This window comes from Kitasatospora sp. NPDC041988 (assembly GCF_055588525.1).
The window spans coordinates 120,833-145,463 of the sequence record NZ_JBVJCO010000023.1; the positions used below are offsets into that span (position 1 = coordinate 120,833).

23 protein-coding genes, 1 tRNA gene and 1 pseudogene are annotated in these 24,631 nt (G+C 72.4%); 12 read left to right on the forward strand and 13 right to left on the reverse strand.

Annotated features, from left to right (window positions below; all coding sequences use genetic code 11):
• Window positions 1-183: 183 nt before the first annotated feature.
• Entirely contained in the window at window positions 184-957 is a 774-nt protein-coding gene (locus tag ACZ6NC_RS23070; RefSeq protein ID WP_465735614.1) for a thioesterase II family protein, read from the forward strand.
• A 104-nt stretch (window positions 958-1,061) separates the two neighbouring features.
• Here ACZ6NC_RS23070 and ACZ6NC_RS23075 read toward each other — a convergent pair whose 3' ends face one another.
• Together ACZ6NC_RS23075 and ACZ6NC_RS23080 are read right to left on the reverse strand one after the other, a co-directional pair.
• Window positions 1,062-3,914, reverse strand: coding sequence for a helix-turn-helix transcriptional regulator (locus tag ACZ6NC_RS23075; protein ID WP_465735616.1), 2,853 nt, complete (start codon window positions 3,912-3,914; stop codon window positions 1,062-1,064).
• A 1,093-nt stretch (window positions 3,915-5,007) separates the two neighbouring features.
• Window positions 5,008-5,859, reverse strand: a complete 852-nt coding sequence (locus ACZ6NC_RS23080) for a mycofactocin-coupled SDR family oxidoreductase (protein WP_465735618.1) — start codon at window positions 5,857-5,859, stop codon at window positions 5,008-5,010.
• Between the two features lie 165 nt (window positions 5,860-6,024).
• Between ACZ6NC_RS23080 and ACZ6NC_RS23085 the strand changes: the two genes are divergently transcribed.
• Window positions 6,025-7,071: a fatty acid desaturase family protein gene (locus tag ACZ6NC_RS23085; RefSeq protein WP_465735620.1), complete on the forward strand. Its 1,047-nt coding sequence runs from the start codon at window positions 6,025-6,027 to the stop codon at window positions 7,069-7,071.
• A gap of 274 nt (window positions 7,072-7,345) precedes the next feature.
• Complete coding sequence (locus tag ACZ6NC_RS23090) at window positions 7,346-7,552, forward strand: hypothetical protein (RefSeq protein WP_465735622.1); 207 nt, start codon at window positions 7,346-7,348, stop codon at window positions 7,550-7,552.
• A gap of 145 nt (window positions 7,553-7,697) precedes the next feature.
• Here ACZ6NC_RS23090 and ACZ6NC_RS23095 read toward each other — a convergent pair whose 3' ends face one another.
• Window positions 7,698-8,342 carry a response regulator transcription factor gene (locus ACZ6NC_RS23095; RefSeq protein WP_465735623.1) on the reverse strand — a complete coding sequence of 215 codons (645 nt, stop codon included), beginning with the start codon at window positions 8,340-8,342 and terminating at the stop codon, window positions 7,698-7,700.
• Window positions 8,330-9,637, reverse strand: a complete 1,308-nt coding sequence (locus ACZ6NC_RS23100; protein ID WP_465735625.1) for a sensor histidine kinase — start codon at window positions 9,635-9,637, stop codon at window positions 8,330-8,332. Before ACZ6NC_RS23100 ends, ACZ6NC_RS23095 begins: the two co-directional genes overlap by 13 nt.
• A gap of 178 nt (window positions 9,638-9,815) precedes the next feature.
• Here ACZ6NC_RS23100 and ACZ6NC_RS23105 point away from each other — a divergent pair, with 178 nt between their 5' ends.
• Entirely contained in the window at window positions 9,816-10,859 is a 1,044-nt protein-coding gene (locus ACZ6NC_RS23105) for a fatty acid desaturase family protein (RefSeq protein WP_465735667.1), read from the forward strand.
• A 281-nt stretch (window positions 10,860-11,140) separates the two neighbouring features.
• Window positions 11,141-11,869, forward strand: a complete 729-nt coding sequence (locus tag ACZ6NC_RS23110; RefSeq protein WP_465735627.1) for a hypothetical protein — start codon at window positions 11,141-11,143, stop codon at window positions 11,867-11,869.
• Window positions 11,870-11,927: 58 nt separating this feature from the next.
• Here the strand turns inward: ACZ6NC_RS23110 and ACZ6NC_RS23115 are convergent, their stop codons facing one another.
• From ACZ6NC_RS23115 to ACZ6NC_RS23125, 3 genes are all read right to left on the reverse strand, one after another.
• Complete coding sequence (locus ACZ6NC_RS23115; RefSeq protein ID WP_465735629.1) at window positions 11,928-12,623, reverse strand: DUF4232 domain-containing protein; 696 nt, start codon at window positions 12,621-12,623, stop codon at window positions 11,928-11,930.
• A gap of 83 nt (window positions 12,624-12,706) precedes the next feature.
• Entirely contained in the window at window positions 12,707-12,904 is a 198-nt protein-coding gene (locus tag ACZ6NC_RS23120; protein WP_465735631.1) for a glycosyl hydrolase family 65 domain-containing protein, read from the reverse strand.
• Window positions 12,905-12,925: 21 nt separating this feature from the next.
• Window positions 12,926-13,162 (reverse strand): hypothetical protein, encoded by a 237-nt coding sequence (locus tag ACZ6NC_RS23125; RefSeq protein ID WP_465735669.1) that lies wholly within the window; start codon window positions 13,160-13,162, stop codon window positions 12,926-12,928.
• A gap of 527 nt (window positions 13,163-13,689) precedes the next feature.
• Between ACZ6NC_RS23125 and ACZ6NC_RS23130 the strand changes: the two genes are divergently transcribed.
• From ACZ6NC_RS23130 to ACZ6NC_RS23140, 3 genes are all read left to right on the forward strand, one after another.
• The gene (locus ACZ6NC_RS23130) at window positions 13,690-15,021 is read left to right on the forward strand and encodes an NADH-quinone oxidoreductase subunit D (protein WP_465735633.1); all 1,332 of its coding nucleotides are present in this window, start codon (window positions 13,690-13,692) and stop codon (window positions 15,019-15,021) included.
• 250 nt (window positions 15,022-15,271) lie between these two features.
• Complete coding sequence (locus ACZ6NC_RS23135; RefSeq protein WP_465735635.1) at window positions 15,272-15,823, forward strand: hypothetical protein; 552 nt, start codon at window positions 15,272-15,274, stop codon at window positions 15,821-15,823.
• A gap of 144 nt (window positions 15,824-15,967) precedes the next feature.
• Window positions 15,968-16,921: an NmrA/HSCARG family protein gene (locus tag ACZ6NC_RS23140; protein ID WP_465735637.1), complete on the forward strand. Its 954-nt coding sequence runs from the start codon at window positions 15,968-15,970 to the stop codon at window positions 16,919-16,921.
• Window positions 16,922-17,100: 179 nt separating this feature from the next.
• Here the strand turns inward: ACZ6NC_RS23140 and ACZ6NC_RS23145 are convergent.
• Both ACZ6NC_RS23145 and ACZ6NC_RS23150 read right to left on the reverse strand, forming a co-directional pair.
• Window positions 17,101-17,173: transfer RNA gene (locus ACZ6NC_RS23145), tRNA-Lys, on the reverse strand.
• An 87-nt stretch (window positions 17,174-17,260) separates the two neighbouring features.
• Window positions 17,261-17,962, reverse strand: coding sequence for a nucleotidyltransferase domain-containing protein (locus ACZ6NC_RS23150; RefSeq protein WP_465735639.1), 702 nt, complete (start codon window positions 17,960-17,962; stop codon window positions 17,261-17,263).
• Between the two features lie 160 nt (window positions 17,963-18,122).
• Here ACZ6NC_RS23150 and ACZ6NC_RS23155 point away from each other — a divergent pair, with 160 nt between their 5' ends.
• Window positions 18,123-18,893 (forward strand): SDR family oxidoreductase, encoded by a 771-nt coding sequence (locus ACZ6NC_RS23155; RefSeq protein ID WP_465735641.1) that lies wholly within the window; start codon window positions 18,123-18,125, stop codon window positions 18,891-18,893.
• Window positions 18,894-18,966: 73 nt separating this feature from the next.
• Window positions 18,967-19,695: a tyrosine-protein phosphatase gene (locus tag ACZ6NC_RS23160; RefSeq protein WP_465735643.1), complete on the forward strand. Its 729-nt coding sequence runs from the start codon at window positions 18,967-18,969 to the stop codon at window positions 19,693-19,695.
• 27 nt (window positions 19,696-19,722) lie between these two features.
• Here ACZ6NC_RS23160 and ACZ6NC_RS23165 read toward each other — a convergent pair whose 3' ends face one another.
• Together ACZ6NC_RS23165 and ACZ6NC_RS23170 are read right to left on the reverse strand one after the other, a co-directional pair.
• Window positions 19,723-20,169, reverse strand: coding sequence for an RICIN domain-containing protein (locus ACZ6NC_RS23165; protein ID WP_465735645.1), 447 nt, complete (start codon window positions 20,167-20,169; stop codon window positions 19,723-19,725).
• Between the two features lie 12 nt (window positions 20,170-20,181).
• The gene (locus tag ACZ6NC_RS23170) at window positions 20,182-21,357 is read right to left on the reverse strand and encodes a low temperature requirement protein A (protein WP_465735647.1); all 1,176 of its coding nucleotides are present in this window, start codon (window positions 21,355-21,357) and stop codon (window positions 20,182-20,184) included.
• A gap of 179 nt (window positions 21,358-21,536) precedes the next feature.
• Between ACZ6NC_RS23170 and ACZ6NC_RS23175 the strand changes: the two genes are divergently transcribed.
• A complete protein-coding gene (locus tag ACZ6NC_RS23175; RefSeq protein ID WP_465735649.1) occupies window positions 21,537-22,658 on the forward strand; it encodes a hypothetical protein in 1,122 nt (373 codons plus the stop codon).
• Window positions 22,659-22,824: 166 nt separating this feature from the next.
• Window positions 22,825-23,160 (forward strand): hypothetical protein, encoded by a 336-nt coding sequence (locus ACZ6NC_RS23180; RefSeq protein ID WP_465735651.1) that lies wholly within the window; start codon window positions 22,825-22,827, stop codon window positions 23,158-23,160.
• A gap of 152 nt (window positions 23,161-23,312) precedes the next feature.
• On the opposite strand, the gene ACZ6NC_RS23185 is transcribed toward ACZ6NC_RS23180, so the two are convergent.
• Window positions 23,313-24,146 (reverse strand): TIGR02452 family protein, encoded by an 834-nt coding sequence (locus ACZ6NC_RS23185; RefSeq protein ID WP_465735653.1) that lies wholly within the window; start codon window positions 24,144-24,146, stop codon window positions 23,313-23,315.
• Between the two features lie 156 nt (window positions 24,147-24,302).
• Window positions 24,303-24,631 (reverse strand): annotated as a pseudogene (locus ACZ6NC_RS23190) (DEAD/DEAH box helicase); the annotation flags it as partial.

Consider the following 24,631-nt stretch of genomic DNA (forward strand, 5'->3'; position numbering starts at 1 on the left):
GGCGAGGGGCGTCCGGGGCCGTGCGACGCAGGCCGACCACTGTGGATTCCCAAGTCCCTTGCCGCGCACGGGAGACGCCAATAGCCTGCAACGGGAGACGGTCACCGGCACCGCCCGCCGCAGCGTAATTCACCGCGCGGCTTCTCGGGAACACCCGACCTCAGCGAAAGGACATCAGGAATCATGGGAGAGGCAGCGGGAGTGGCCAGTCCGTGGATTCGCAGGTTCCATCCGTCCGCCGACGCCCCCGTTCGGCTGGCCTGTTTTCCGCACGCGGGCGGTTCGGCCTCGTTCTATTTCCCGCTGTCGCAGGCGCTGGCCCCGGCCGTCGACGTGATCACCCTGCAGTACCCGGGCCGCCAGGACCGGCGCCACGAGCCGGGCATCGGCGATCTGCACGAGCTGGCGGACGTCCTGGTGGACGAGCTGCGCCCCTGGACCGATCTGCCGCTGGTGCTCTTCGGGCACAGCATGGGCGCCTCGCTGGCCTTCGAGGTCGGCCGCCGGCTGGAGCGGGAGGGGATCGCCCCGGCCGCTCTGGTCGCCTCCGGCCGCCGCGCGCCGTCCCGACACCGCGACGAGTACGTGCACCAGCGTGACGACGAGGGCCTGGTACGGGAGTTGAAGGAGCTCAGCGGCACGGAGCCGGGGGTGCTCGGGGACGAGGAGGTGCTCCGGATGATCCTTCCGGCGATCCGCAGCGACTACCGGGCCGCGGAGACGTACAAGTACCGCCCGGGCTCCGACCTGAGCTGCCCGGTCCACGCCCTGGTCGGGGACAAGGACCCGAAGGTCACCGTGGACGAGACCCGCTCCTGGGCCGACCACACCACCGGCCCGTTCGAGCTGACGGTCTTCGACGGCGGCCACTTCTTCCTCGCCCCGCACGCCGCCGAGGTCAACCGCATCCTCGCCGCCTGCGCCCGCGCCCACGCACGCAGCACGGCCGGCGCCTGACAGCGGCCCGCCCTCCCGGCCGTCTCCCCCGTGCCGGGACGGGCCCCGCGCTCCGTGCCGGGGCCGCCACCGTCAGGCGGCCACCGGCACGGCCCCTCTCGCCCTCACGCCTCGCGCTCCGCGAGGCCGTTCGGCCCCAGGGCCCCGTCCCGGCCGTCGAGCAGCTCGTCCGGCTCCCGCCGCAGCTGGAGGCCTTCGAGGAGTTCGTCACGCCGGCTCACCTGGAGCTTGCGGTAGATCCTGGTGAGGTGCTGCTCCACCGTGCTCACGGTGATGTAGAGCTTGCGGGCGATCTCCCGGTTGCTGTGGCCGACGGCGGCCAGCGTCGCGACCCGGCGCTCGGCGTCGCTCAGCGCGGTGGACCCCGCGTCCTTGACGCCCTCCGACTCCTCCTTCTCCGCCACGAAGGTCTCGCCGGGAAGGTCCCCGAGGAGCTGCGGCGGCACGGCGTCGACGTGGCAGAGCTTGGCCTCCTGGACGGCGCGCCGCCCGGTGGCCCGGGCCCGCCCGAAGTCGCCGAGGCGGTGGTAGGCGGAGCTCAGGTCGGCGAGCGCCCGGACCAGTTCGAGCCGGTTTCCGGAGCTCTGGAGCAGGTCGACCGCCTTCTTCAGGATCCTGGGCCGCTGGCTGATGTCCTCGGCGGCGGCCTTGACCCGCAGCGAGCTGCCGCGGATGGCGGCCCCCTGGGCGTCCGGCAGTTCGAGCTGACGCTCGATCAGTTCCCTTGCCACCTCGGGCCGGCCCAGGCGCAGGTAGGCCTCGGCGAGGTCGCTGCGCCAGGGCAGCAGGGACGGCACGTCGGCCTTCCAATGCTGCATCTTCTCCCCGCAGGTCTGGAAGTCGCTGAGCGCGGCGAGCGCCCGGTCGACCGCGAGGTGGTGGTGGCCGCGGGCCCTGAGGTAGAGCATCCCGAAGGCGGTGTCGAACATGGCGTCGGGCACGAGCTGGTTCAGCAGCTCCGCCGCCTTCTCGTGGCGGTTGAGCGCCGTGTTGACCATGACCATCGTGGAGATGGGCAGCCCGATGAGGACGCCCCACCCCTTGGGCTGAAGCCGGCTGAACGCCGCCTCGGCCTTCACCTCGGCGATCGCCAGGTCCCCCTGCCGGAAGGCGATCTCGGCCCGCACGCTGCCGAGCACCGCCTGCCAGGTGTTGGCCCGGCGGCGCACCGCCTCGTCGATCAGCCCGTCGCACCAGGCCGTGGCGAGGTCGGGGCGCCCCGCGAACTGCAGCGCGAGCAGGGCGAAGGCGATGATCTCCAGGGTGCTGTCACTGAGCAGGCAGCTCTGCAGGATGTACTCGGCGCTGACGACGGCCGCGTCGGAGGACTCCCGCTGGAGCACGTCGGTGAGGGTCGAGGTGGCGCGCGCCCAGGGGTTGCCGAAGGAGCCGCCGAGTTCGGGGCCGCCGGTGGTCTCGCCCCGCTCCTGCACCGGGCTGCCCTGCGAGGGGCCGCACATCGCCATGAAGATGAGGCTGAGTTCGGCCGCGAGCTGGGCGTCGTCCAGGTCGCCGACGGCGCTGAGGGTCTGGAACACCTCGCCCGCGCCCTCGATGTCGCCCTGCCAGAGCAGGTACCGGATCACGTTGACGGCGTCGCGCCCGGTGAGGAACCCGGCCCGCACCGCGCTGCGGAGCGTGTCGAGGTGGGGCAGGATCGTCGCGGGGTTGATCCGCCAGGCGGCCCGGGCCAGCATCGCCGTGATGGCGAGCCGCTCGTCGTCGTTGGTGCAGGCCTCCAGGGCGAGTTCGAGGCAGGCCGTGGCGTGCTCGGCGTCGTTGCCCGCGAGCGCCTGGGCGGCGGCGTCGCGCAGGACCTCCATCGCCCAGCGGCCGGACGCGCGGTCGGCGGCGAGCAGGTGGCGGGCGATCTCCGCGGTGGTGGAGCCCAGTTTGTGGAGCAGTTCGGCGCAGAGCGAGTGCAGCTGGGAACGGTCCTCCGCCTCCAGGCTGCCGAGCACGGCGGAGGCGACCGGGGCCGGGAAGCCCGAGGGGCCGAGCAGTCCGGCGCGGCCGAGGATGTCCAGCATCTCGGCGGCGCGCTCCGGCATCACCCCGAGCAGCCGGGCGATCAGCGCCGGCGACGCGTGGGCGCCCAGCACGGCCTGGCCCTGGGCCACTTCGAGGAGCGCGGGCTCCCAGCGGTGCAGGATGGCGCGGACGGCCTGGTCGAAGCCGAAGCCCGGCGGCCCGTCCCGGAAGCCGTCCTCGTCCAGCTCGTCCTGGCGGTCGCGGCACTCCTCGATCAGCGCGCCGGCCAGCATCGGGTTGCCGCCGCTGAGCCGGTAGACCCAGCCGGCGACCCGGTCGGCGGTCTCCTGGCCCAGCCAGTGGGCGGTGAGTTCGCGGACACCGTCGCGGGAGAGCGGGTCCAGGCGGATGCGGTGGTGCGGCAGCCTGGTGGTCTCGGCCTGGAAGAACGGGCGGGCCGGCCTGGGCCGCGACCACTCGTTCAGCACCAGCAGGACGCGGGCGGAGTGGATGCGACGCCGGAGGTAGAGCACGACCTGGAGCGAGGCGGCGTCGACGAAGTGGACGTCGTCGATGCCGATGACCACCGGACGGTCCGCGGCCAGTTCCAGGATCAGCGCGCACAGCTCACGCGTCCCCGGCACCGGCCGGCGGCTCAGGTCGTCCGCCTGCTCGTCGGCCCCGGTGGGCTTGGACGCCGCGTGGAGCAGGTCGGCGGCCCGGTCGGCCACCTCGTCGGGCAGCGCGGGGTCCTGGAAGATCTGGCTCATCGCCCCCATCGGGAGGGCCTGTTCCGCCTTGGCGCCGGTCGCCCGCAGGACCAGGGCGCCGCGGTCGGCGGCCCGGTCCGCGAAAACGTTCAGCAGCTCGGTCTTCCCGCTGCCGAGCGCCCCGCTGACCCACGCCACGGTCCCGTTCCCCTCGGCGCATTCGGCGAGAAGGGTGTCCAGGGTGTCCAACGCTTTTAAGCGATCGGCCAGAAACATTGCTTTCCCCCTAAGCGAATCACGCATTCCCCGCAGGCTCGCGGCCAGGAGCTCCGGCACAGCGCGACACGCCCGCCAAACCCACTCGGTCGCAGCCCCGTCCGGCCACTTCCGGACAGGTGCTACCTGAACCCCGTACCCCGCCACGCTCAGTGATTGTTTCTACACCGATCAGCGGGGAGATGCTGTGACCCGTCTCACAAGAAGGCCTAGACCACAGCGCGTCCCCGACAAGGTCGACGCGGCCCGCCGCCGGGGCCGCCGGCTCGTCGGCCGCCTTCCCCGCAGGCCCGGTACTGGGCCGACCGACACCGCGGCGCTCCGCCAACGCCGAGGTCCGGATCACATTCGCACCCGGCGCGCCGGGCGTCGCTCTGCTCTTCCGACGCCGCCGGCGCGAGTACGCCGGTGGTCCATCCCACCCCGCTCGCCGCCCACCACCCGCCCGGAACCGGGCCGGCGGGAGAACGGCGAGGTCGACGCCAGTACGCCGGTGCCGGGGAGAGGCATCCGGGCTGGGCAGCCGCCGAAACCCGGCAACTGCGGTGCGTCGTCATCAGATTGCCTCTCCCCGCGACGCCCTGGCAAGTCGCTTCGGAACCCGACCGCCTGGGGCCGGAGTCCGCCGTCTGGCGATATGTCCTGATTGGCCACCTGATGCCCCGCGCGGCGCACGGAACGGTCGCCGCACCCGTGTGACGGGAACGGCCGGGCCCGCCCAAGGGCGCCCCAGGGGCAGGCACCGTCGCGGCCCGCCGCCGTACGGTCCGCCCGCCGCCGCCCCTTCCGACCTGCCGTCGCGCCGGAACGGGCGGGCCGGTACGACTGATTCCGGACCACGCACCGTCAGCAATCCGGCCATTGCGGGAATCCGCCCGTCCGGCGCCGGGCCGGCCGGGAGCAACGCCTTCCGCCGATCCGTTCTCCCTCGGCCGGCCATCCTCGCGGACGGACGCCTTTCGCCCACCGAAAGGCCTGGGCGCCTGCCCTTTCGGGCACCCCGATTCCCGTCCGCGATTCCCGTCCACACCGAGGCCCGGTCCGGACACGGCCGCGGGGGGGGATGGAACCGCCCCGCCCGCACCGGCCGCCGTCAGGCGCCCACGCCCGCCTTCACGATCTGCCCGCCGTCGACCTTGAGTTGGAGCCCGGTGACATAGCGCGACTCGTCGGAGAGCAGATAGACGACCGCGTGCGTCACGTCGGACGGCTCCACGCACCCGACCGGCAGCGCGGTCAGGCTCTCGTACACCGGGATCGCGTCCTCCGGGCCCGGGGCGTCGAGGTCCGGACGGAAGACCTGGTGCATCCGCTCGTTCATGATCATCGGCGTGGAGACCAGGGACGAGTGCACCGCGTTGATCCGGCGGCCGGACGGGCCGAGCTGCACGGCCAGCGTGTTCACGTAGTCCACCAGACAGCGCTTGGCGAACATGTAGCCCGCCATCCCCGGACCACCCGGGTTCTCGCCCTGCCCGGGCAGCAGCCCCGCCACCGAGCCGATCACGACCACCGAGCCGCCGGCGCCGAGGTGCGGCAGGGCCGCGTGCACCGTGTTGAGCGCCCCGGACAGGTCGATGTCCACGCTCTCCGTGAAGGCGTCCACCCCGCGGTCGGCGCCGATCGCGATGATGCCCGCGTTCGCGACCACGGCATCGAGCCGGCCGAGCTCCGCCACCCCGTCGGCGAACGCCGCCCGGACGGCGGCACCGTCGCGCACGTCGGCCCGGCGGGCGAAGACCCGCCGGCCCGTCTTCTCCACCAGCCGGACCGTCTCCGCCAGGTCCTCCGGCGTCGCGCCGGGGTAGCCGGTGGCCGCCACGTCCTCGCACAGGTCGACGGCGATGACGTCGGCCCCCTCCTCGGCGCAGCGCACCGCATGGCTGCGACCCTGCCCCCGGGCGGCCCCCGTGATGGCAACTACCTTGTCCTGCAAGCGACTCACGCCAACTCCTCCGCTTCGCGATCCCCCCGTTCCGCGAGCCTAGGCAGGGCCACCCCACCCCCCAACCCCTATTCGGCGACGTCGCCGACAGTGGGGTCCTCCCCATCCCGAATAGGGGCGTTAACGGGATTACGGCAGCTCTTCCCGGTGAGCAGACTGGCGTTCATGACGTTCGAAGCCCTGGTCTCACCAGCGCCCGTGCCGGAAATCCGAGAGGCGGGCAGCGACTTCGCCGGCCTGTCCCGCCAGATCACGGAAGCGGGACTGCTGGACCGGCGACCGCTCTACTACGCGGTGCGGTTCACGCTGGTGGGGCTCTCCCTCGTCGCCGGCGTCGCGGCGGTCGTCGCCGTGGGCGACTCCTGGGCACAGCTGCTGGTCGCCGCGGCCATGTCCGTGGTGTTCGGCCAGATAGCCCTGCTCGCCCACGACCTGGCGCACAAGCAGGTGTTCACCTCGCGCCGGGCGAGTGAGGGCTGGGGCATCTTCGTCGCCGACTTCCTGATGGGCATGAGCTACGGCTGGTGGATGAACAAGCACAACCGCCACCACGCCAACCCCAACCACGAGGAGAAGGACCCGGACGTCTCCCCCGACATCCTGATCTGGTCCGAGCGCCAGGCCCGCGCCGCCAAGGGGCTCCCCAGGTTCGTCGGCAAGCACCAGTCCCGGCTGTTCTTCCCGCTGCTCATGCTGGAGGGCCCGAACCTCAGCTTCAACAGCTTCCGTGCCCTCAACAAGCCGACCATGAAGCGGCCCGTCCTCGAAGGCACCCTGCTCGTCGCCCACTTCGTGCTCTACCTGGGCGGGCTCTTCCTGCTCCTGCCCCCGGGCCTGGCCGTCGCCTTCATCGCCGTCCACCAGGCGCTGTTCGGCGTCTACCTCGGCTCCGTCTTCGCCCCCAACCACAAGGGCATGGCGATGGTCACCGGCGAGGACCGGCTCGACTTCCTCCGCCGGCAGGTGCTGACCTCCCGCAACGTGAAGGGCGGCCCGTTCGTCGACGTCCTCATGGGCGGTCTCAACTACCAGATCGAGCACCACCTCTTCCCCAGCATGCCGACCCCCGCCCTCCGCAAGGCGCAGCTCATCACCGAGCGGTACTGCGCCGAACTCGGAGTCTCCTACCACCAGACCGGGCTCCTCGCGTCCCATCGGGAGGCGCTGCGTCACATGCGCGCCATCGGCGAGCCCATCCGGCTGGAGTTCTGACCGGGGGCGACACCACAGAGACTCCGGCCCGGTGCCCTCCGCCATCATCCCCCGTGTGGCGGCCGCACCGGGCCGGGCATCCCGCCCTTCGCACCTTCCCCGCACCGCTTCCCCGCCTGTACGGCCCCGCAGTACGACCCGCAGTACGACCCCCCGCACGACTTCCCCGAGGCACGAAGCCGCCGGCGCTCCGCCGGTGGCCGCAGCACGGCAACGAACCCGGAGACCACGACAACGACGTTCCCAGCGATGGGCCATCGGTCAGGAGGCCGTCATGACGTCACCCCACCCCCCGGCCCTGCCCGAGGACGCGTTCGTCTGGGACGCCCTCATCGGCTCGGGGTTCGCCGACGCCCTGCAGCAGGGCCTCGCCCGCGCCGCCCACCGCCTCCAGGACCACGCCGGCCCGCCCGCCACCGGTGGTGACGCCGGGCACCGGCTCCGCGCCCGTCTCCCCGCAGCCGCCCGCCGGCACCACTGAACCGCCACCGAACGGCCGGCACGACCGTACCGCCGGCCCCCCGAACCCCCATGGCCTCCGCGGCCCCGGCCTTCCCCCCGTGAGGCCCGGACCGCGGGGGCCGTGGGCTTCCATGACCCGGGCTACCGGTTTCCGGTCCCCGGTCTCAGAGGTTGAGGTGGGCGAGCACCGCCAGCACCCGCCGGTTGTCGTCCCCCGACTGCGCCAGCCCCAGCTTCCCGAAGATGTTGTTGGTGTGCTTGCTCACGGACTTCTCCGTGATGCAGAGCTCCCGCGCCACCGCGGCGTTGCTGCGCCCCTCGGCCATCAGCGCCAGCACCTCCCGCTCCCTGGTGGTCAGGGCCTGCATCGACCCCTTCGCCGAGCTCCGCTCCAGCAGCTGCGAGATCACCGAGGTGTCCATCGCCGTACCGCCCGCGGCCACCCGCCGCACCGCGTCGACGAACTCGCTCACCTCGAAGACCCGGTCCTTCAGCAGGTAGCCGATACCGCCCCGGTGGTCGGTGAGCAGCTCCTTGGCGTAGAGGTGCTCCACGTGCTGCGACAGCACCAGCACCGGCAGCCCGGGCAGCTCCCGGCGGGCCTGGGCCACCGCCTGCAGCCCCTCGTCGGTGAAGGTCGGCGGCAGCCGTACGTCGACCACCGCCACGTCGGGGCGGTGCTCCAGCAGGGCCTGCAACAGGCTCGGGCCGTTGTCCACGGCCGCGACCACCTCGAAGTCGTTGAGGGTGAGCAGCTGGGTGATCCCCTCCCGCAACAGAGCCAGGTCCTCGGCGATCACAACACGCATGGCAACTCCATCGTCACTGTGGTGGGGCCACCCACCGGACTCTCCAGGTCGAGCGTCCCGTCGAAGGGGGCGAGACGCCGGCGCAGGCCGTGCAGCCCGCCGCCCTCGCGGACGGTCGCGCCCCCGCCCCCGTCGTCGCCGACGACCAGCCGCAGCCGCCCGTCGGCATAGCCGAGCCGCACCCAGGCCGAGGTGGCGGCGCTGTGCTTGGCCACGTTGGCGAGCGCCTCGGCGAGTGCGAAGTAGCCGGCCGACTCGACCGGCGGCTCGGGCCGTCCGGGCAGGTCGATGTCGACCTGGACGGGAATGGGCAGGTCGAGGGCGAGCGCCCGGACGGCCCCGTCGAGGCCGCGTTCGGCCAGGACCGGCGGGTGGATCCCCCGGACGAGGTTGCGCAGGTCGGCCAGGGCCTGGGCACTGGCCTCGCGGGCGTCGGTCAGCATCCGGTACGCGGTGTCGGGGTTCTTGCGGAACAGCTGCTCCGCCAGCCCGAGTTTGAGCCCGATCGCCACCAGCCGGGCCTGGGCGCCGTCGTGCAGGTCGCGTTCGATCCGCCGCAGCTCGGCGGCCTGCGCGTCCACCGCCGCCGACCGGGTCTCGGTCAGCTCGGCCACCCGCCGGGCGAGGTAGGCCTTGGCCGTCGGGGAGAGCAGCTTCTGGGTGATCCGGGTGTGCACCCGCAGCAGACGGCCCGCGCACCAGAACCCGAGGTACATGATGCCAAGGCCCTGGAAGAACGAGAGCACCGCCGTCGTGGTGCTGTGCACGGGCCAGATCAGCCCGTACCCGTAGGTGGGGTCCATCAGCGGCCAGAACAGCGGGGTGGCCACCACGCCGTGCAGCCCGTAGATCATCAGCCAGCCGGGCAGCAGCCCGAAGAGCAGGCCGACCGGGGCGTCTATCAGGAGCCAGAGGAGGTCCCGCCAGGTCGACAGGTCGGTCAGCAGCAGCCGGCAGTAGCGCACGCTGCTCGGCACGTCCAGCGGCTCGAAGTCCTCCCCCTCCTGCGGCCGGTAGGGGCTGGGTATGTCCACCCCCCACCAGGTGCTGAGCAGCCGCCGGTGCAGATCGGCCACGCCCCGGACGGCGAACAGCGCGATCGGCAGGGTGAGGACGCCGATGCCCAGCGGGAGCACCAGCAGCGAGGCGAGCGAGAGGGCGAGCAGCGGGACGGCCGCGAGCTGGGAGAGCAGGGCGACGGCCACACCGCGCCGCGCGGACACCAGGGCGGCACACAGCCAGGGAACGAGTTCGGAGCGCAGCCACGGCGGCCAGCGGGCACTGCTCACGGGCACATCGGCTCCCCGCTCCCGTCTCGTCGGTCCACGTCTCCTGCTTCGCAGCGTACTTGAGCCGGGGTGTTCCGGATGGGCGAGGGGGGAGTTTTCTCCCCCCTGAGAAGTGGGGTTTCACCGGTTCTCCCGGTGCGCCCCGGCGACCAGACTCTTCGTCATGAGCACTGAGTTCGCGACGATGCCGGATGCCCCCGACCTCCGGCGGAACGCGCCCCGGTCCGAGACCGGCGGCAGCGATTTCGCCCAGCTGAGCCGCCGGATAGCCGCCGAGGGACTGCTCGACCGGCGCCCGGTCTACTACACCGTGCGCTTCGGCCTCGTCCTCGCCGCGTTCATCGGCGGCTGGTGGGCCCTGTTCGCACTCGGCGACACCTGGCTGCAACTGCTCCTCGCCGCGGCGATGTCCCTCGTCTTCGCCCAGATCGGCCTCGTCTCGCACGACCTGGCCCACCGCCAGGTGTTCAACCAGCGCCTCCACAGCGAGATCGGCGGCCGCCTCGCCGCCAACCTCCTGATGGGCATGAGCTACGGCTGGTGGATGAACAAGCACACCCGCCACCACGCCAACCCCAACCACGAGGAGCGCGACCCGGACGTCTCCCCCGACATCGTGGTCTGGTCCAAGCGGCAGGCGAGCCAGGCCAGCGGGCTTGCCAGGTTCATCGGCGGGCGGCAGGCCTACCTCTTCTTCCCGCTGCTGCTGCTGGAGGGCCTCAACCTCAGCTACAACAGCTTCCGCGCGCTCCGCAGCCCCGCGATGAAGCGCCCGTACCTGGAAGGCACTCTGCTCGTCGCCCACTTCGCGGCCTACTTCGGGCTCGTCTTCGCCGCCCTCCCGGCCGGCAAGGCGCTCGCCTTCCTCGGCGTCCACCAGGCGCTGCTCGGGATCTGCCTCGGCTGCGTCTTCGCCCCCAACCACAAGGGCATGCTGATGGTGACGCCCGAAATGAAGCTCGACTTCCTCCGCCGCCAGGTGCTGACCTCCCGCAACGTCCGGGGCGGGGTGCTGATCGACGTCCTCATGGGCGGGCTCAACTACCAGATCGAGCACCACCTCTTCCCCAACATGCCGACCCCCGCGCTCGGCCGCGCCGCGCAGATCACCAAGGAGTTCTGCGAGGAGAAGGACATCCCGTACTACGAGACCGGCATCGTCCGCTCCTACCGCGAGATCCTCACCCACCTGCACCGCACCGGCGAGCCCATCCGCGCCGCCGGCTGACAGACTCCCGGTGCGCGACCCGCCCCCGTGGTCGCGCACCGGGTCCCCCGCCGATGCCCGAGCGGGAAGCGCGGAAGGCCCAGACCGGACTCCTCCGGCCTGGGCCTTCCGCTGCGCCCCTACCCACCCCGGCGGCGTGACCGGCCCGGCCCCAGCCCCGGAAAAGGCGTCAGGTCCGGGCCGTCGGGACGACCCGGGCCTGACGCTGGTGGAGGAGACGGGGGGCGAACTCGCGAGCGACGGCTCCCGCCCCGGTTCGGCAACCGGCGGAACTCGACGTCGTGCAGACCGGCGCGTGGGTCCTGCCGGACGAACACCCGCTCCCCGCCGACCTGGTGGCGTTCCTGGACGCCGGCACCCCGCCGGTGCACGTGGGCTTCGGCAGCATTCCCATGCGCGACCCGAAGGACGTCGCCCGGGTGACCATCGAGACGATCCGCGCGCAGGGCCGCCGCGCGGTCGTCTCCCGCGGCTGGGCCGACCTGGACCTGATCGACGACCGGGGCGACTGCTTCGCCGTCGGAGAGGTCAACCACCAGGCCCTGTTCCGCCGTGGTGCACCACGGCGACGCGGGCACCACGCCGACGGCCACCTCGGCCGGTGTCCCCCAGGTCGTGGTCCCCCAGGGGGCGGACCAGCCGTACTTCGCCGGCCGGACGATTCCTCCCTCGGCTTCGACACTTCCCACCTTCCAGCGTCTCTCCATTCGCGTGGCGGAGCTTCCCGAAGCGGCTCCGCACGCGACGGCAAGCCGGGCCGCGCCTCGGGAAAGGGCCGGACGGTGATCGTGGTCGGGATTCTGCTGCTGGGCGCGACCGGGGCCTTCACCGGGCTGCTGATCGCCTACAACACGTCCGGCGGCCCGGCCTACACCGTGACCATGTTCGGCAACGATCTCGCCACCATGAACACCCTGGAGGTCTTCCTGTCCGGGATCGCCCTGGCACTGATCTTCTGCGCCGGCTGCGCCCTCGCACTGGGCGGTGGCGCGCGGACGCCGGACGGGTAGCACGGTGCATGAAGCGCCTGCTGTCGCCAGGGGCTGGGTGCAACAGGACATAGTGCAACTAACCAGCCGTGACCGGCTCGATGGTGAGGGAGTGGATCGTCGCCCCGGCACAGTGCTGGGTCTGCCAGGGGAGGAACAGCGCGGCCGTCTGGTTCGGTGGGTAGATTCGCAGGCCCTGCGCGGGCGAGAGCTGGCACTGCGCCGGGTCGTAGCCGCTGATGCCGTTGCTGTCGTGCAGTAGCGCGCTCGCGGTGCCGCCGGGTTTGAGCGTCACGGTGGTGACATTGCCGGGCGCGCGGTCGGCGGCGTTGCCGGACTGCACTCCGTTCTGCGCGACGTACGAGATGCCGGGGTAGCCGGTCAGCGTGCAGCTGGTGGCCGAGGTGTTGGTGAAGACCAGCAGCGAGTAGTACTGGCCGGCGGCGACACCCGGATTCTTCTGCTGGACCGAGAGCTGGCCGGTGATGCAGGCGCTCAGCGCCGATCCGGACGGTGGCGCGGACGGCGGTGTGGAGGGCGGCGGTGTGGAGGGCAACGCGGACGACGGAGGAGCGGACGACGGAGGGGCCGACGGCGAGCCGGCGCTGCTCGACGTGGGAGGTGCGGTGGGGGCAGGAGGGGTGGTCGAGCCGTGGCCCGAGGTGGACAAGCACCCTGCCAGCGTGAGCGCTGCGGCGGCGAGGATGGCGGCCGGGATCGCGGTCAGTTGCTTCCTGGCGCTGATCCGATGGGTTACGGCGGTCCGGAATGGCATGGTGCACTCCTTGTGACACCTCAAGTGGGGCACCGCTGCCAACACCTCTCCCGGCTTCGGTGGCCTGCTGCCTCGGCTTCGGCTCAGCGGGCGGCGCCGGGCGGTTGGTCGGGCTCGTGGTCCGGCGGCACGGCCGGGACCGGCCGACTCACGGGGGCGCCCGGGGCCGGCGTCAGAGCTTGGCCGTGGTGCCGGATGTCCAGTTCCTCGCCGTCCAGCAACGTGTACTCGGCGATCCGGTCGCCGATGGCCACCCGCAGCCTGCGCCGGCGGAACTGCACGCTGAAGACCAGCCTGCTCAGTTACTCGGGCAGCCCTGGTGCGAAGCAGAGGGTGTCGCCCTGGTGTCGCATCCCGTCGAAGCCCGCGATCAGGGCGGTCCAGGTGCCCGCCAGCGCGGCGATGTGCAGGCCGTCGCGGGTGTTGTGCTCCAGGTCGGCCACATCCATCATGGCGCTTTCGCCCAGGCAGTCGTAGGCGAGTCGCAGGTGGCCGGTCGCACTCGCGTAGACACCACGGGTCGACCGGATACGCGGGATGAGTGATCACGGCATGCCTGCCTCACCGATGCTCGCAAGGAGCAGAACCAGAATCAACGGTACGCCGCGACGCCCGCAGCCACCCACGGCCGTTCATCGCCTGCTCGAGGTCGCTGTCGCGGCTCTCACGTGCGGAAAGGAGGATGGTCGCACCGTCGCTTGCCTGCTCTGCGACGACACCGCGCGCTGCTGCCTGATCACCGTGGCGTTCACCACCCGCGTGGAGTTCCCGACGGCCGCCGCCGGGAACTACTGGTCGTCCCGACCAGCTGGTCGGAGACGTCTGACACTGAGGGGGCGGCCCCACTACACCGGAAGCACGGGACTCGCCGCCCTGGTTACGACCCGCACACCGAGACGCGATCGGCGACGGAAGCACCCGGCTCGCCGTCGGAGCGCCATGTGCCCCCTGACCAGCAAGAATGAGAACACGCAGCGCAAGGGCTACCCGCCCTTGCGGCATCCCCGTCGACGTACAAGGGCGCCCAGATCCCGGCACCCCCCGACCAGTGGAGGCCATACAGCTGATGAGCAGCACCGAGCATGGGCAGGCAGGTGCCAGGGACACCACCGAGGGCCGGGTCTACACCGTCACCGGCGACAACTGGGGCGAGATTGTCGAAGCCGTCGCCAGAGCCGACGACGAGCGGATCATCGTCAACATGGGGCCCCAGCACCCGTCCACCCACGGCGTGCTGCGGCTGATCCTGGAGATCGACGGCGAGACGGTGAAGGAAGCCCGCTGCGGAATCGGCTACCTGCACACCGGCATCGAGAAGAACATGGAGTTCCGCAACTGGGTCCAGGGCACCACCTTCGTGACCCGGATGGACTACCTGACCCCGCTGTTCAACGAGACCGCCTACTGCCTGGCGGTCGAGAAGCTGCTCGGCATCACCGACCAGATCCCGGAGCGGGCCACCGTCATCCGGGTCCTGATGATGGAGCTCAACCGGATCTCCTCGCACCTGGTCGCTCTGGCCGCCGGCGGCATGGAGATCGGGTCGACGACCCTGATGGTCTACGGCTTCCGCGACCGTGAGGTCATCCTGGACATCTTCGAGCTGGTCACCGGGCTGCGGATGAACCACTCCTACATCCGCCCCGGTGGGCTGGCGCAGGACCTGCCGCCCGGTGCGCTGGAGCAGATCCGCGAGGGCGTGAGGACGGTGCGCGGACGGATGCACGAGTACGACAAGCTGGCCACCAAGAATCCGGTGTTCAAGGCCAGGCTGGTGGACGTCGGCTGTCTGGACCTGGCCGGCTGCATGGCTCTGGGGGCCACCGGCCCGATCCTGCGGGCCACCGGCCTGCCGCACGACCTGCGCAAGTCCGACCCGTACTGCGGCTACGAGACCTACGACTTCGAGGTCGCGGTCGCGGACACCTGCGACTCCTACGGCCGGTTCCTGATCCGGCTGGCCGAGATGCGCCAGTCGCTGCGGATCGTCGAACAGTGCCTGGACCGGCTGAGGCCCGGCCCGGTGATGGTCGCCGACAAGAAGATCGCCTGGCCCGCCCAGCTGGCCGTCGGCCCGGACGGGCTGGGCAACTCGCTCGACCACATCCGCACCATCATGGGTGAGTCGATGGAGGCTCTGATCCACCACTTCAAGCTGGTCACCGAGGGCCTCCGCGTCCCCGTCGGCCAGGCCTACGTGGCGGTCGAGTCGCCCCGGGGCGAGCTCGGGGTCCATGTGGTCAGCGACGGCGGGACGCGCCCGTACCGCGTCCACTTCCGCGACCCGTCCTTCACCAACCTGCAGTCGATGGCGGCAATGTGCGAGGGCGGCCAGCTCGCCGACGTGATCGTCGCCGTGGCCGGGATCGACCCGGTGATGGGGGGCGTGGACCGGTGAGGGCCCATGCGCACACGGGCGTCGTACCGGAGATGCCGGCGCCGCGGGCCAAGCCCTGCCCGCAGGCGTGCGAGCGGCCGGCCGGCCGCGGGGCAGCGGGAGCCGGGACCCGGCCTCCGGGGCAGCTGCCCGATCCCTACAGCCTCCTGGTCCGCCGTCACTGCGAGCAGGCCGAGCGTGTGCCCGGTGCCGCCCTGTCGGCCGGGCTCATCGGACAGGCCGAGTACCGCAGAGACGGAGGGATGCTCTGATGGACTCGAAGAAGATGGCCAGGCAGGTACTCCACGACTACGGCGAAACATACGTGCGGGAGGCGGGCATCCGGCTGCGGAACACCCCGGCGCCGCTCTACCAACTACTGGTGCTCTGCGTTCTGTTCGCCGTGCCCAAGCGCGCGGAGACGGCGGTCGCGGCGGCTCGCGAGCTGTTCGCCGTGGGGCTCCGGACGCCGCGGGCGATGGCCCACGCGGACTGGCAGGAGCGCGTCGACGCGCTGGGGCGCGCTCACTACCGCAGGTACGACGAGAGCACGGCCACCGCACTCGGCGACGGCGCCCAACTGCTAAATCCAGCACCTCGATCCACAGCGGCCTGTTCTTCCGAGAGGACGGCGGTTCGGGCACCGGCTCGGGATCCGGTGTCGGCTTCGGCGAGGGCTTCGGCGCCTGAGGATCGATTGGAAACGGATGCGTCGGTGGAGCGGGATGCGGCTCTGGATCCGACGGGTCCGGTGGGAACGGACGGGCCGGTGGCCCGGTCTGCGCGTTGGTCATGGTCGTCCGCCCATCGGTACGAACAGTAGGAGCTAGATCCAGTGTGACCCTGCCCGTTCACGACCGCAGGGATCCCCGCTGCAACGGCTCGTTCGGTTTGCCGAGAGCGGTGCGATGGGTTGCGCTTGATGTGTTGATGCGGACGCGGAGTGTATCCATGAGAGGGCGGCTTCATGGCCGAGAAGAAGATCATCACGGTGTTCGGCGCGACCGGTTCCCAGGGTGGGTCGCTGGCGACGGCAATCCTGGCGAACCCGGACGGCGAGTTCGCGGTCCGCGCTGTCACCCGCAACCCCGAATCGGACCGTGCCCGGGAGCTGGCGAGCCTCGGCGCCGAGGTGGTCCGGGCCGACATGGACGACGACGCGAGCCTCGGGCCGGCGTTCGAGGGCGCGTACGGCGCGTACCTGGTGACCAACTTCTGGGAGCACATGTCCGCCGAACGGGAGAAGGCCCAGGCCGCCGCCCTCGCCCGGGCCGCCGGACACGCCTGGGTGCAGCACGCGATCTGGTCCACGCTGGAGGACACCCGCGAGTGCATCCCGCTCGAAGACGCCCGGATGCCGACCCTCCAGGGCTCCTACAAGGTGCCGCACTTCGACGCCAAGGCCGAGGCCGACCACTACTTCACGGACGCGGGTGTACCGACGACGTTCCTGCGCACCACGTTCTACTGGGAGAACCTCCTCGGCACCTTTGCCCCGCAGAGCGCCGAGGACGGCGCCCTCCAACTCTCCTTCCCGATGGGCACGAGCAGGCTCTCCGGCATCGCGGTCGAGGACATCGGCAAGACCGCGCTGGCCATCCTGAAGCGGGGCACCGACCTCATCGGCGCCACCGTCAGCATCGCCGGCGAGCACATGAGAGTCGCCGACATGGCAGCAGCCATCACGGAGGCCACCGGTAAACCGGTGAAGTACCTTCCGATGACCCCGATCGCCTTCCGGGCGCTCGACTTCCCCGGCGCGGACGAGGCCGGGAACATGTTCCAGTACTACGCCGACTGCGAAGACCGCTTCACCGCAGCCCGCGACCTCGACGAAGTCCGTGCGCTCAATCCGGAACTGCAGGACTTCGCCACCTGGCTCGCCGCCCACCGCGACGAACTGCGCACCGCCTGGAACTGAGCGCCGGCGAAGCCTCCTGTGATCGGCCGGAGAGACTGTCGGACGTCACTGTTGAGCGCCCCGTGACAGTTGTCCGCTGCGGCCGGTCTCGGCGCGCGCACCGGCGGCCGGGCACGCCGGGGCGGACAGCCACTGGGCAGGGAGGCGAGCGCGACGCTCGGAGACACCTGTCGATCTTGTGGGCCGCCAGGGGCTCGAACCCTGAACCTACGGATTAAAAGTCCGCAGCTCTGCCAATTGAGCTAGCGGCCCGTGGCCTGCCCGTGCGGAGCCGGCCACCGCGATCCTACCCGGTGTGGCCCAGGGCTCCGCCAGTGGATTGCAGGGGCGCGCCGGGGCTCAAGGGGTGGACGGGGCGGGCGGGGTGTAGTGGGCGGCGCGGACGCGGCGGAGCCAGGCCTCGGCGGGGCGCGGGTCGGGGGCGGCGGGGAGGACGCCGGGGCGGGCGAGGCGCTCGGCGGCGGCCGCGAGCAGGGGTTCGGCGGTGGCGGGGTGGTCGGCGATGCGTTCGCCGAGTTCGCGGATGCGTTCGGGGTCGGGGAGGCGGACGACGTTCTCGCCGGTCTCGTGGAGCCGGACTCCCTGTTCGACCAGGCGGACCAGGTGCCGGGCGTGCTTGGCGGCCCGCCGGCGGGTGGCCGGGTCGGTGGTGTCACGGGTGAGCAGTTTGCGGAACTGCTGGTCGGCGTAGCCGAGATAGGAGTTGCGGACGGCCTTCGCGCTCAGGAAGGACGACCGGATCGCGATGAGCTCCTCGCCCAGCGGGCTGCGTGTCTCGTACAGGCCGTCCGGCAGCCAGGCCAGTTCGGAGGCGGTCGGGTTGCAGGTGAGGGCGAGGCGGCACCACTTGGCGGCCTCGTGCAGCGTCACGTCGGGTCCGGTGGTGACGTGCGACTCGGCCGGGCGGTGCAGGCCGTGGAACTCCTCGGTGCGGGCGGCGTAGAGGCCGAGCCGGTCGATGTCGGAGTCGGCGTGGGCGAAGCCGTACGCGGTCGAGCCGACGACGCCCGAGAGCAGGACGGTGCCGGGGACGGTGGTCATGGGCGGGGCCTCCCTACGGCCGGATCTCGGCACGGTCAGAGGAGTCTGCCTCGCGGAGGCCGCGCCGGGCGAGCGAATTCCGGCCGGGGCGGCGGCCTCCGGCCGATGACGCAGCCGTCCGGACGCTGACGCGACCGGCCCAGGGGATACCGTTCGGACCATGACCGACTCAACTGGCCCCGCCCGCAACGAAGTCGTCCTGATCACCGGCGCCGGCCGCGGGATCGGCGCCGCCACCGCGCTGCTCGCCGGCCGGCGCGGCTACCGGGTCTGCGTCAACTACCGGGCCGACGAGGCCGCGGCGGCCGCCGTGGTCGCGGCGATCCGGGGCGAGGGCGGCACGGCCGTCGCCGTCCGCGCGGACGTCACCCGAACCGCCGAGGTGGAACGGCTGTTCGCCACCGTCGACGCCGAACTCGGCCCGCTCACCGCCCTGGTGAACAACGCGGGCACGCTGGAGCGGCAGTGCCGGCTGGAGGAGATCGACGAGGACCGGCTGAACCGGATCTGGGCCTCCAACATCACCTCCGCCTTCCTCTGCGCCGCCCAGGCCGTCCGCCGGATGTCCACCCGGCACGGCGGGGCGGGCGGCGCGATCGTCAACGTCTCCTCCGCCGCCTCCCGGCTCGGCTCGCCGAACGAGTACGTGGACTACGCGGCCGCCAAGGGCGCCGTCGACTCGATGACCCGCGGGCTGGCCCTGGAGGTCGCCGCCGAGGGCATCCGGGTCAACGCCGTCCGCCCGGGACTGGTCCACACCGACATCCACGCCCTGGGCGGCGAGCCCGGCCGGGTCGACCGGGTCGCCCCCGACCTGCCGATGCGGCGCGGCGGGCAGCCGGAGGAGGTCGCCGAGTCGATCCTCTTCCTGCTCTCACCGGCCTCCTCGTACATGACGGGCGCGTTCCTCGACGTCGCCGGCGGTCGCTGAACCCGGTCGCCTTCCTCCCGCCAGTGGTCCGATTCCTTCCCCCGGAAGACCGTTTGTCCGTACGGTGGAGCCCATGACCGACGACCTGCCGGACCGTGAACCCGACCTGCCGTCCGCCTTCCTCGACATCCCCGGTGTGCGCAACTTCCGCGACGCCGGCGGCGTCGGCACCCTGCGCAAGGGGGTGCTCTACCGCTCCGGGTCCTTCCACACCCTCGCCCCGGAGGGCGCCCAGCGCCTCAAGGCGCTCGGTCTGCGCCTGGTGATCGACCTGCGCAGCCCCTTCGAGCTGGAGGTCTGGCCCGACCTGCGGCACGGCCTCGACCACGAGGCGGTCAACCTCCCCACCCTCCCGGCCAACCGCGAGAACACCGACCGCCCGTGGCCGGAGGGCCAGGCCGAGCTCTACCCCTTCATGGCCGAGACCGCAGGCCCGTCCCTGGTCGCCGCCATCCGCCGGCTCGGCGCCGCCGGCGGCGTCCCGGCCGTCGTCCACTGTGCCGTCGGCAAGGACCGCACCGGCCTGACCATCGCCGTCGTCCAGTCCCTCCTGGGCGCCTCCGACGCCGACATCACCGCCGACTTCCTGCTCTCCAACGCCGGCCTCGGCCTCCTCGACGGCCCCACCCCCTATCTCGACGAGACCGGCACCGAGCGCATCTCCCGCCCCATCTCCGCGCCGCTCCTCGCCTCCTCCCTCGCCTGGATCCGCACCCACCACGGCTCCGTCCCGGCCTACCTCCAAGCCCACGGCACCACCGAAGCCGACCTCACCGCCCTCCACACCAACCTCTCCGCCTGAGACCGGACACCGGGGGGCGGCCCCGCCCTACTCCTGCCGTTCCAGGTGCCACCACTGCGTCGGGGAGTCGACGTCCTCGCGCTGTTCGACCGGGTTGCCGGCGGTGGTGGCGGTGAGGGGCTTGCCGCTGATGAAGCTGGTGAGGGTGTAGGTGCCGGGGGCGTCGAGGTGGTGTTCGAGGAGCCATTCCTGGGCGCCGAAGGCGTTGGCGGACCACTGCTGGATCGGCACGCCGTCGTCGGGGGAGGCGCCGGTGACGTCGAGGCGTTTGCCGCTGCCGGCGTTCTCGAAGTGGTAGAGGGCGCCGCCGGGGTGGACGGCGGTGAGGCGCCAGAGCTGGGCGTCCGAGCCGTCCTCCGCGCCCAGCCGGACCTTGGCGCCGCTGCGGCGGCTCCCGTCGGCGACCTCCAGCAGCAGGCCGCTGCCGACGTTGCGCACCCGGTAGAGGCCGCCCGTGATCACGTGGTCAGTCACGGTTCGAGTCTCTCACCGGGGGCCGACAGGCCTCCCGGTCGTCGTGACCTGGGCAGTCCGGGCGGCCCGCACGGCCTCGTACCCGAAGGCCGCGCCCAGCACGCCCGCCGTCGCCGCCACCTCGGCCAGTGCGGAGACACCGGTGCCCAGCGGGACCACCGCCACCAGCAGGACGGCCGCGGCGAGCCGGGGCAGGTTCGGGGTGAGCGCGAAGGTGCGGCGGACAGCGGTGTTGACGGCGAGGAAGAGCGCGACGCCGCCGGCCAGCGCGGCGGCCTGGCCGGCGGTGATCGGCGCGTCCGGGTGGGCGACGGCGGACTTCACGCCGGCGGCGAAGAGCAGGACACCGAGCAGCAGGCCGTAGTGGCCGAGGTTGTAGACGCTGACCGCCAGCCGGTTGCGGCGGTCCGAGGGGAGCGCGGCCATGTGGTGTTCGGCGCGGGCGTCGTCGTCGTGGCCGAAGTACGCCCACCAGAGGCCCACGCAGACCATGAGGCTGAGCACGGCCACGGCGATCAGGGCGGCGCTGAGGTCGGCGGTGCCGGCGCCGACGCCGATGGCGATCACCGACTCGCCGAACGCGATGATCACGATCAGCCCGTGGCGTTCGACGAAGTGGTCGGAGCGGAGCTGGAACTGCGGCAGGTCGACCAGCCGGGGTATCGCGAACTGCAGGGCGAAGGCACCCGCCCAGAAGGCGAGTTGGGCGGTGCCGGTGAGGTAGCCGCCGGCCACCACCAGGGCGGTGTTCACCAGGTTGAGCCCGCCCATCCGCAGCACCGGGCCGAGCGCCACGCCGGAGACGGCGAACATGCCGGTGTGCACGGCGACCACCAGCAGGTACGCCCAGCCGAAGACGACGCCGCTGCCCTCGAAGGCGTGCGGGACGGAGAGCGAGATCACCAGGAAGCCGGCCATGGCGAGCAGCAGCAGACCGCGGCGGCCGTGGCTGCTGGGCGGCATCGCGTTGGTCAGCCAGATGAACGCGTCGTACATCCACCAGATGACCGCCAGCATCACCACCACCTGGGCGAGCCCCCCGGCGGTGAGGTGGTGGGCCAGGCTCCCGGTGAGCTGGGTGACGGTGAAGACGAAGACGAGGTCGAGGAAGAGTTCGAGCGCGGACGCCCGCAGAGCGGGTTCCACCGCGGCCACGGAAGGGGCCGGCAGGGCACGGGTGACGGTCACCCGCGCGAGTATGCGGGACATTGGCCGGCCCGTGCGGGCGTTTTCCGGCACTCGGACGCCGAAGGCGCCTGCCGGCCGGCCGCAAACCCGCCCGCTTCCCCGCTGCATCCGGCCCGTACGGCCCGCCCGCCGCACCCCGGCCGGACGCTCCGTCAGGGCGGGCGCCTATGCTGCGGCGAATGGTGTCCGACCGAATTCCCTCGCACGGCGGGTCCGCGGATCCGTCAGACCGTCAGCCGCCGACCCTCGTCGGCGCGATCACCGAGTTGGAGGCGGCAGTCGAGGCCGCCGACATCGAGCGCACCGACGCCGCGTTCCGCCTGGTGGGCGGGTTGCTCGGACCGGCCGGAGCGCACGAGTCCGCGGCGGTCGGCCCGCGCCTGGCCGCCCTGTTGCCGGACTTCCCACCGTTCCAGCGGGCCCACCTGGCGATGATGGTGGGCGCCTGTGTGGAGCGCGGCGCCGATCCGGTGGCCTGCGCCGGGCAGGTGCTGGCCGGCCTGCGCGGGGCGCTGAGCGGGGCGCTGCTGCTGATCGAGCGCTGGAAGGAGACGGGCGGCGGCGAGCTGCCCGATCCGGACGAGGACGACCCGGGGCAGGCGCACGCCCGGATCGCGGACCCGGAGGACCCGGACGCCTGGCCCGCCCACCAGGCGGTCATCGGCTGGTGGACGCTGCACCTGTGGCAGATGGCCTCGTTCGCGGTGTACACGCACGCCGCCGTCCGCACCTCGGCCCGGGTCTCCGGCGTGACGGACGTGCTGGTCGAGCTGATCGAGCGGTACGGCGAGGCGCAGCACGACCTCAAGGGCCTGCTGTACCTGATGAAGACGTTCGACGACGAGCCGCTTCTGGTGCTGGACCGCCCGACCGGCACCGGCTACCTGGTCCGGATGGACGGCCTGACCGACAACTTCCAGTTGCACACGCTCCTCGCCGACCTGCTGATCGGCGGCGGGCACCTGCCGGGCACCGGCCCGGACCCGGAGGTGGTCGCGCTCAGCCGGACCGAGGAGGTGGACGGCCGCCGCCGGGTCACCGCGCTGGGCGTGTTCAACCTGGTCGCGCCGGACGGCTCGTGGATCTGGAACGAGGGCACGCCCAGCGACATCCCGGTGGTGGACGGCGTCCGCACCCTCGTGCTGGACCCGCAGCTGTACGAGCGGAGCTGGGCGGCCGGCCGGTTCGTCCAGCAGGTCCCGGGGGACCTCCGGCTGGAGCGGGTGCTCACTGCGGCCGAGGCCGCGGACCACCTCTCGCGGGCGGCCGCGGCGCACCCCTTCGAGGAGGCGTTCCGCTAAAGCTTGTCTGACAATTCCCGCCGCGCGCACGACGCACCGCCCGCCGGACCCCCCGGCGGGCCGTTCGGCGGCCGGGTTATGGTCGGGAGGTCCGAGGAATCCAGGGAGTCCGTGGAGTTCAGCGAGGCCCCACGGAGTCCGAGAAGTCTGCAGAGTGGAGTCGACGATGGCGACGATCCCGAACGTGCTCTCGGCCGCGGCGCCCGCCGCGCTCACCGCGGCGGGCGGCCTGCTCGGCGGCTACGGCGTCGCCCGCTGGACCGGCCGGCGCGAGCTGGGCGGCGCGGTGCTGGCCGTGGCCGGGGCCGGCGCGGCCGCGCAGTGGCACCGCAGCTCGGGCACGGCCACCGCGGCCGCGCTGACCGGCCTGTACGTGGCGGCGTTCGGCGGCTCGCACCCGCTGGCGAAGAAGATCGGCGCCTGGCCGTCCGTCTTCGCCGTCACCGGGGTGGTCGCCGCCGCCTCGACCGCCGCGACCGCCCGGGCGTCGAGCAAGAACTGACGGCGCGCAAGGCTGATGGCGCGCAAGGCTGACGCCAGGCGCGAGCCGGCGGCGCGCCAACGGACCGGCGACGCGCGAGGGGGCCCGCGGCGCGCAAGGCCCGGCGCGACCGCACCGCCGCCCCCAGGAGGAGCGGCCGTCTGCGGCTACCGTCAGCCGACGGCCGCGCCGAACCGCGCCTCGAAGGCGGCCCGGTTCGCCGAGACGGGCGTGCGGTCCCAGACCGCGAACACCACCCGCTCGAAGGCCGCGCCGTACCGCGCCAGCGCCCCGTCGAACGCCTCGGCCACCTGGGCCGGGTCGTTGCGGAACACCCCGCAGCCCCACGCCCCCAGCACCAGCGTGCGTATCTCGTGCCGGGCCGCCGCCGCGAGCACCCGGACGGCCCGCTCGGCGAGCACGCCCCGGACGTCCGTGCCGGCCGAACGCCGGTCCAGCTGGCCCGCGTTGGGCGCCGGCGCGGTCAGGAACGTCACCGGGTAGGGCTGCGCCAGCAGCTCCCCCTGCGCGCCGCGGATCACCGGCACGTCGGGCGAGACGATCACCCGGTGGCTGTACCGCAGGTCGCCGGAGGCGCGGTGCGCCTCGTAGTAGTCCGGCGCCTCCAGCAGGCAGGTGTACAGCAGGGCGCTGCGGCAGAGGTCCTCCTCCTGGGCGCGGGCGCCGCGCAGGTAGCCGCCGCCCGGGTTCCGCGCGGAGGCGAAGTTGAGCACCCCCACCCGGCCGCCCCCGGCCCCGACCAGCCGCCGGGCCGCCTCGATGCTGCCCTCGGCCGTCACCTCGATCGCGCCGGTGCCCGGCCCCGGCCCGGGCGCGCCGGCCCGCACCAGCGCGTCCAGCGCCTCCGGCGTGTACGACACCGTCCCCTCCCTGGCCACGGCCAGTCGCTCCGACACCTGTACGAGCTCGCCCCCGGCCGCCCGGTAGCTCCCCCGCTCGACGATCTCCTCGTTCACCGCCGCTACGTGATGCAGTCTGCTGCTCATGTCCGCGACCGTACGGGACCGGGCCGCCCGCGCGCCACAGGTTATTCTCACCAGCAGAACAACAGGCCGCGCGAGAACGACAACGGGCCCGCCCCACCGAAGTGGAGCGGGCCCGCCGAACCGAGGTCAGCCGGTGTCAACCGGCATCAGGCGGTGTCAGTTCTTCCAACGCGGCTTGCGGTCGTCACGGTTGAAGCCACCGGAGTTGAAGCCACCGGAGCGGCCGCCACGGTCGTCACGGTCACGGTTGAAGCCACCGGAGGCCTGCGGGCGGCCACCGGAGCGGTGGTCGTCACGGCGGGAGAACGGACGGCTGCTGCTGCCGCCGCGCTCGTCGCGGTCACGGCCGAAGGCCGGACGGTCGCCGAAGGAGCGGGCCGGACGGTCGCCGAAGCCACCGGAGCGGCCACCGCGGTCGTCACGGTCACGGTTGAAGCCACCGCCGCGGTTGTCACGGTCACCGAAGCCACCGGAACGGCCACCAC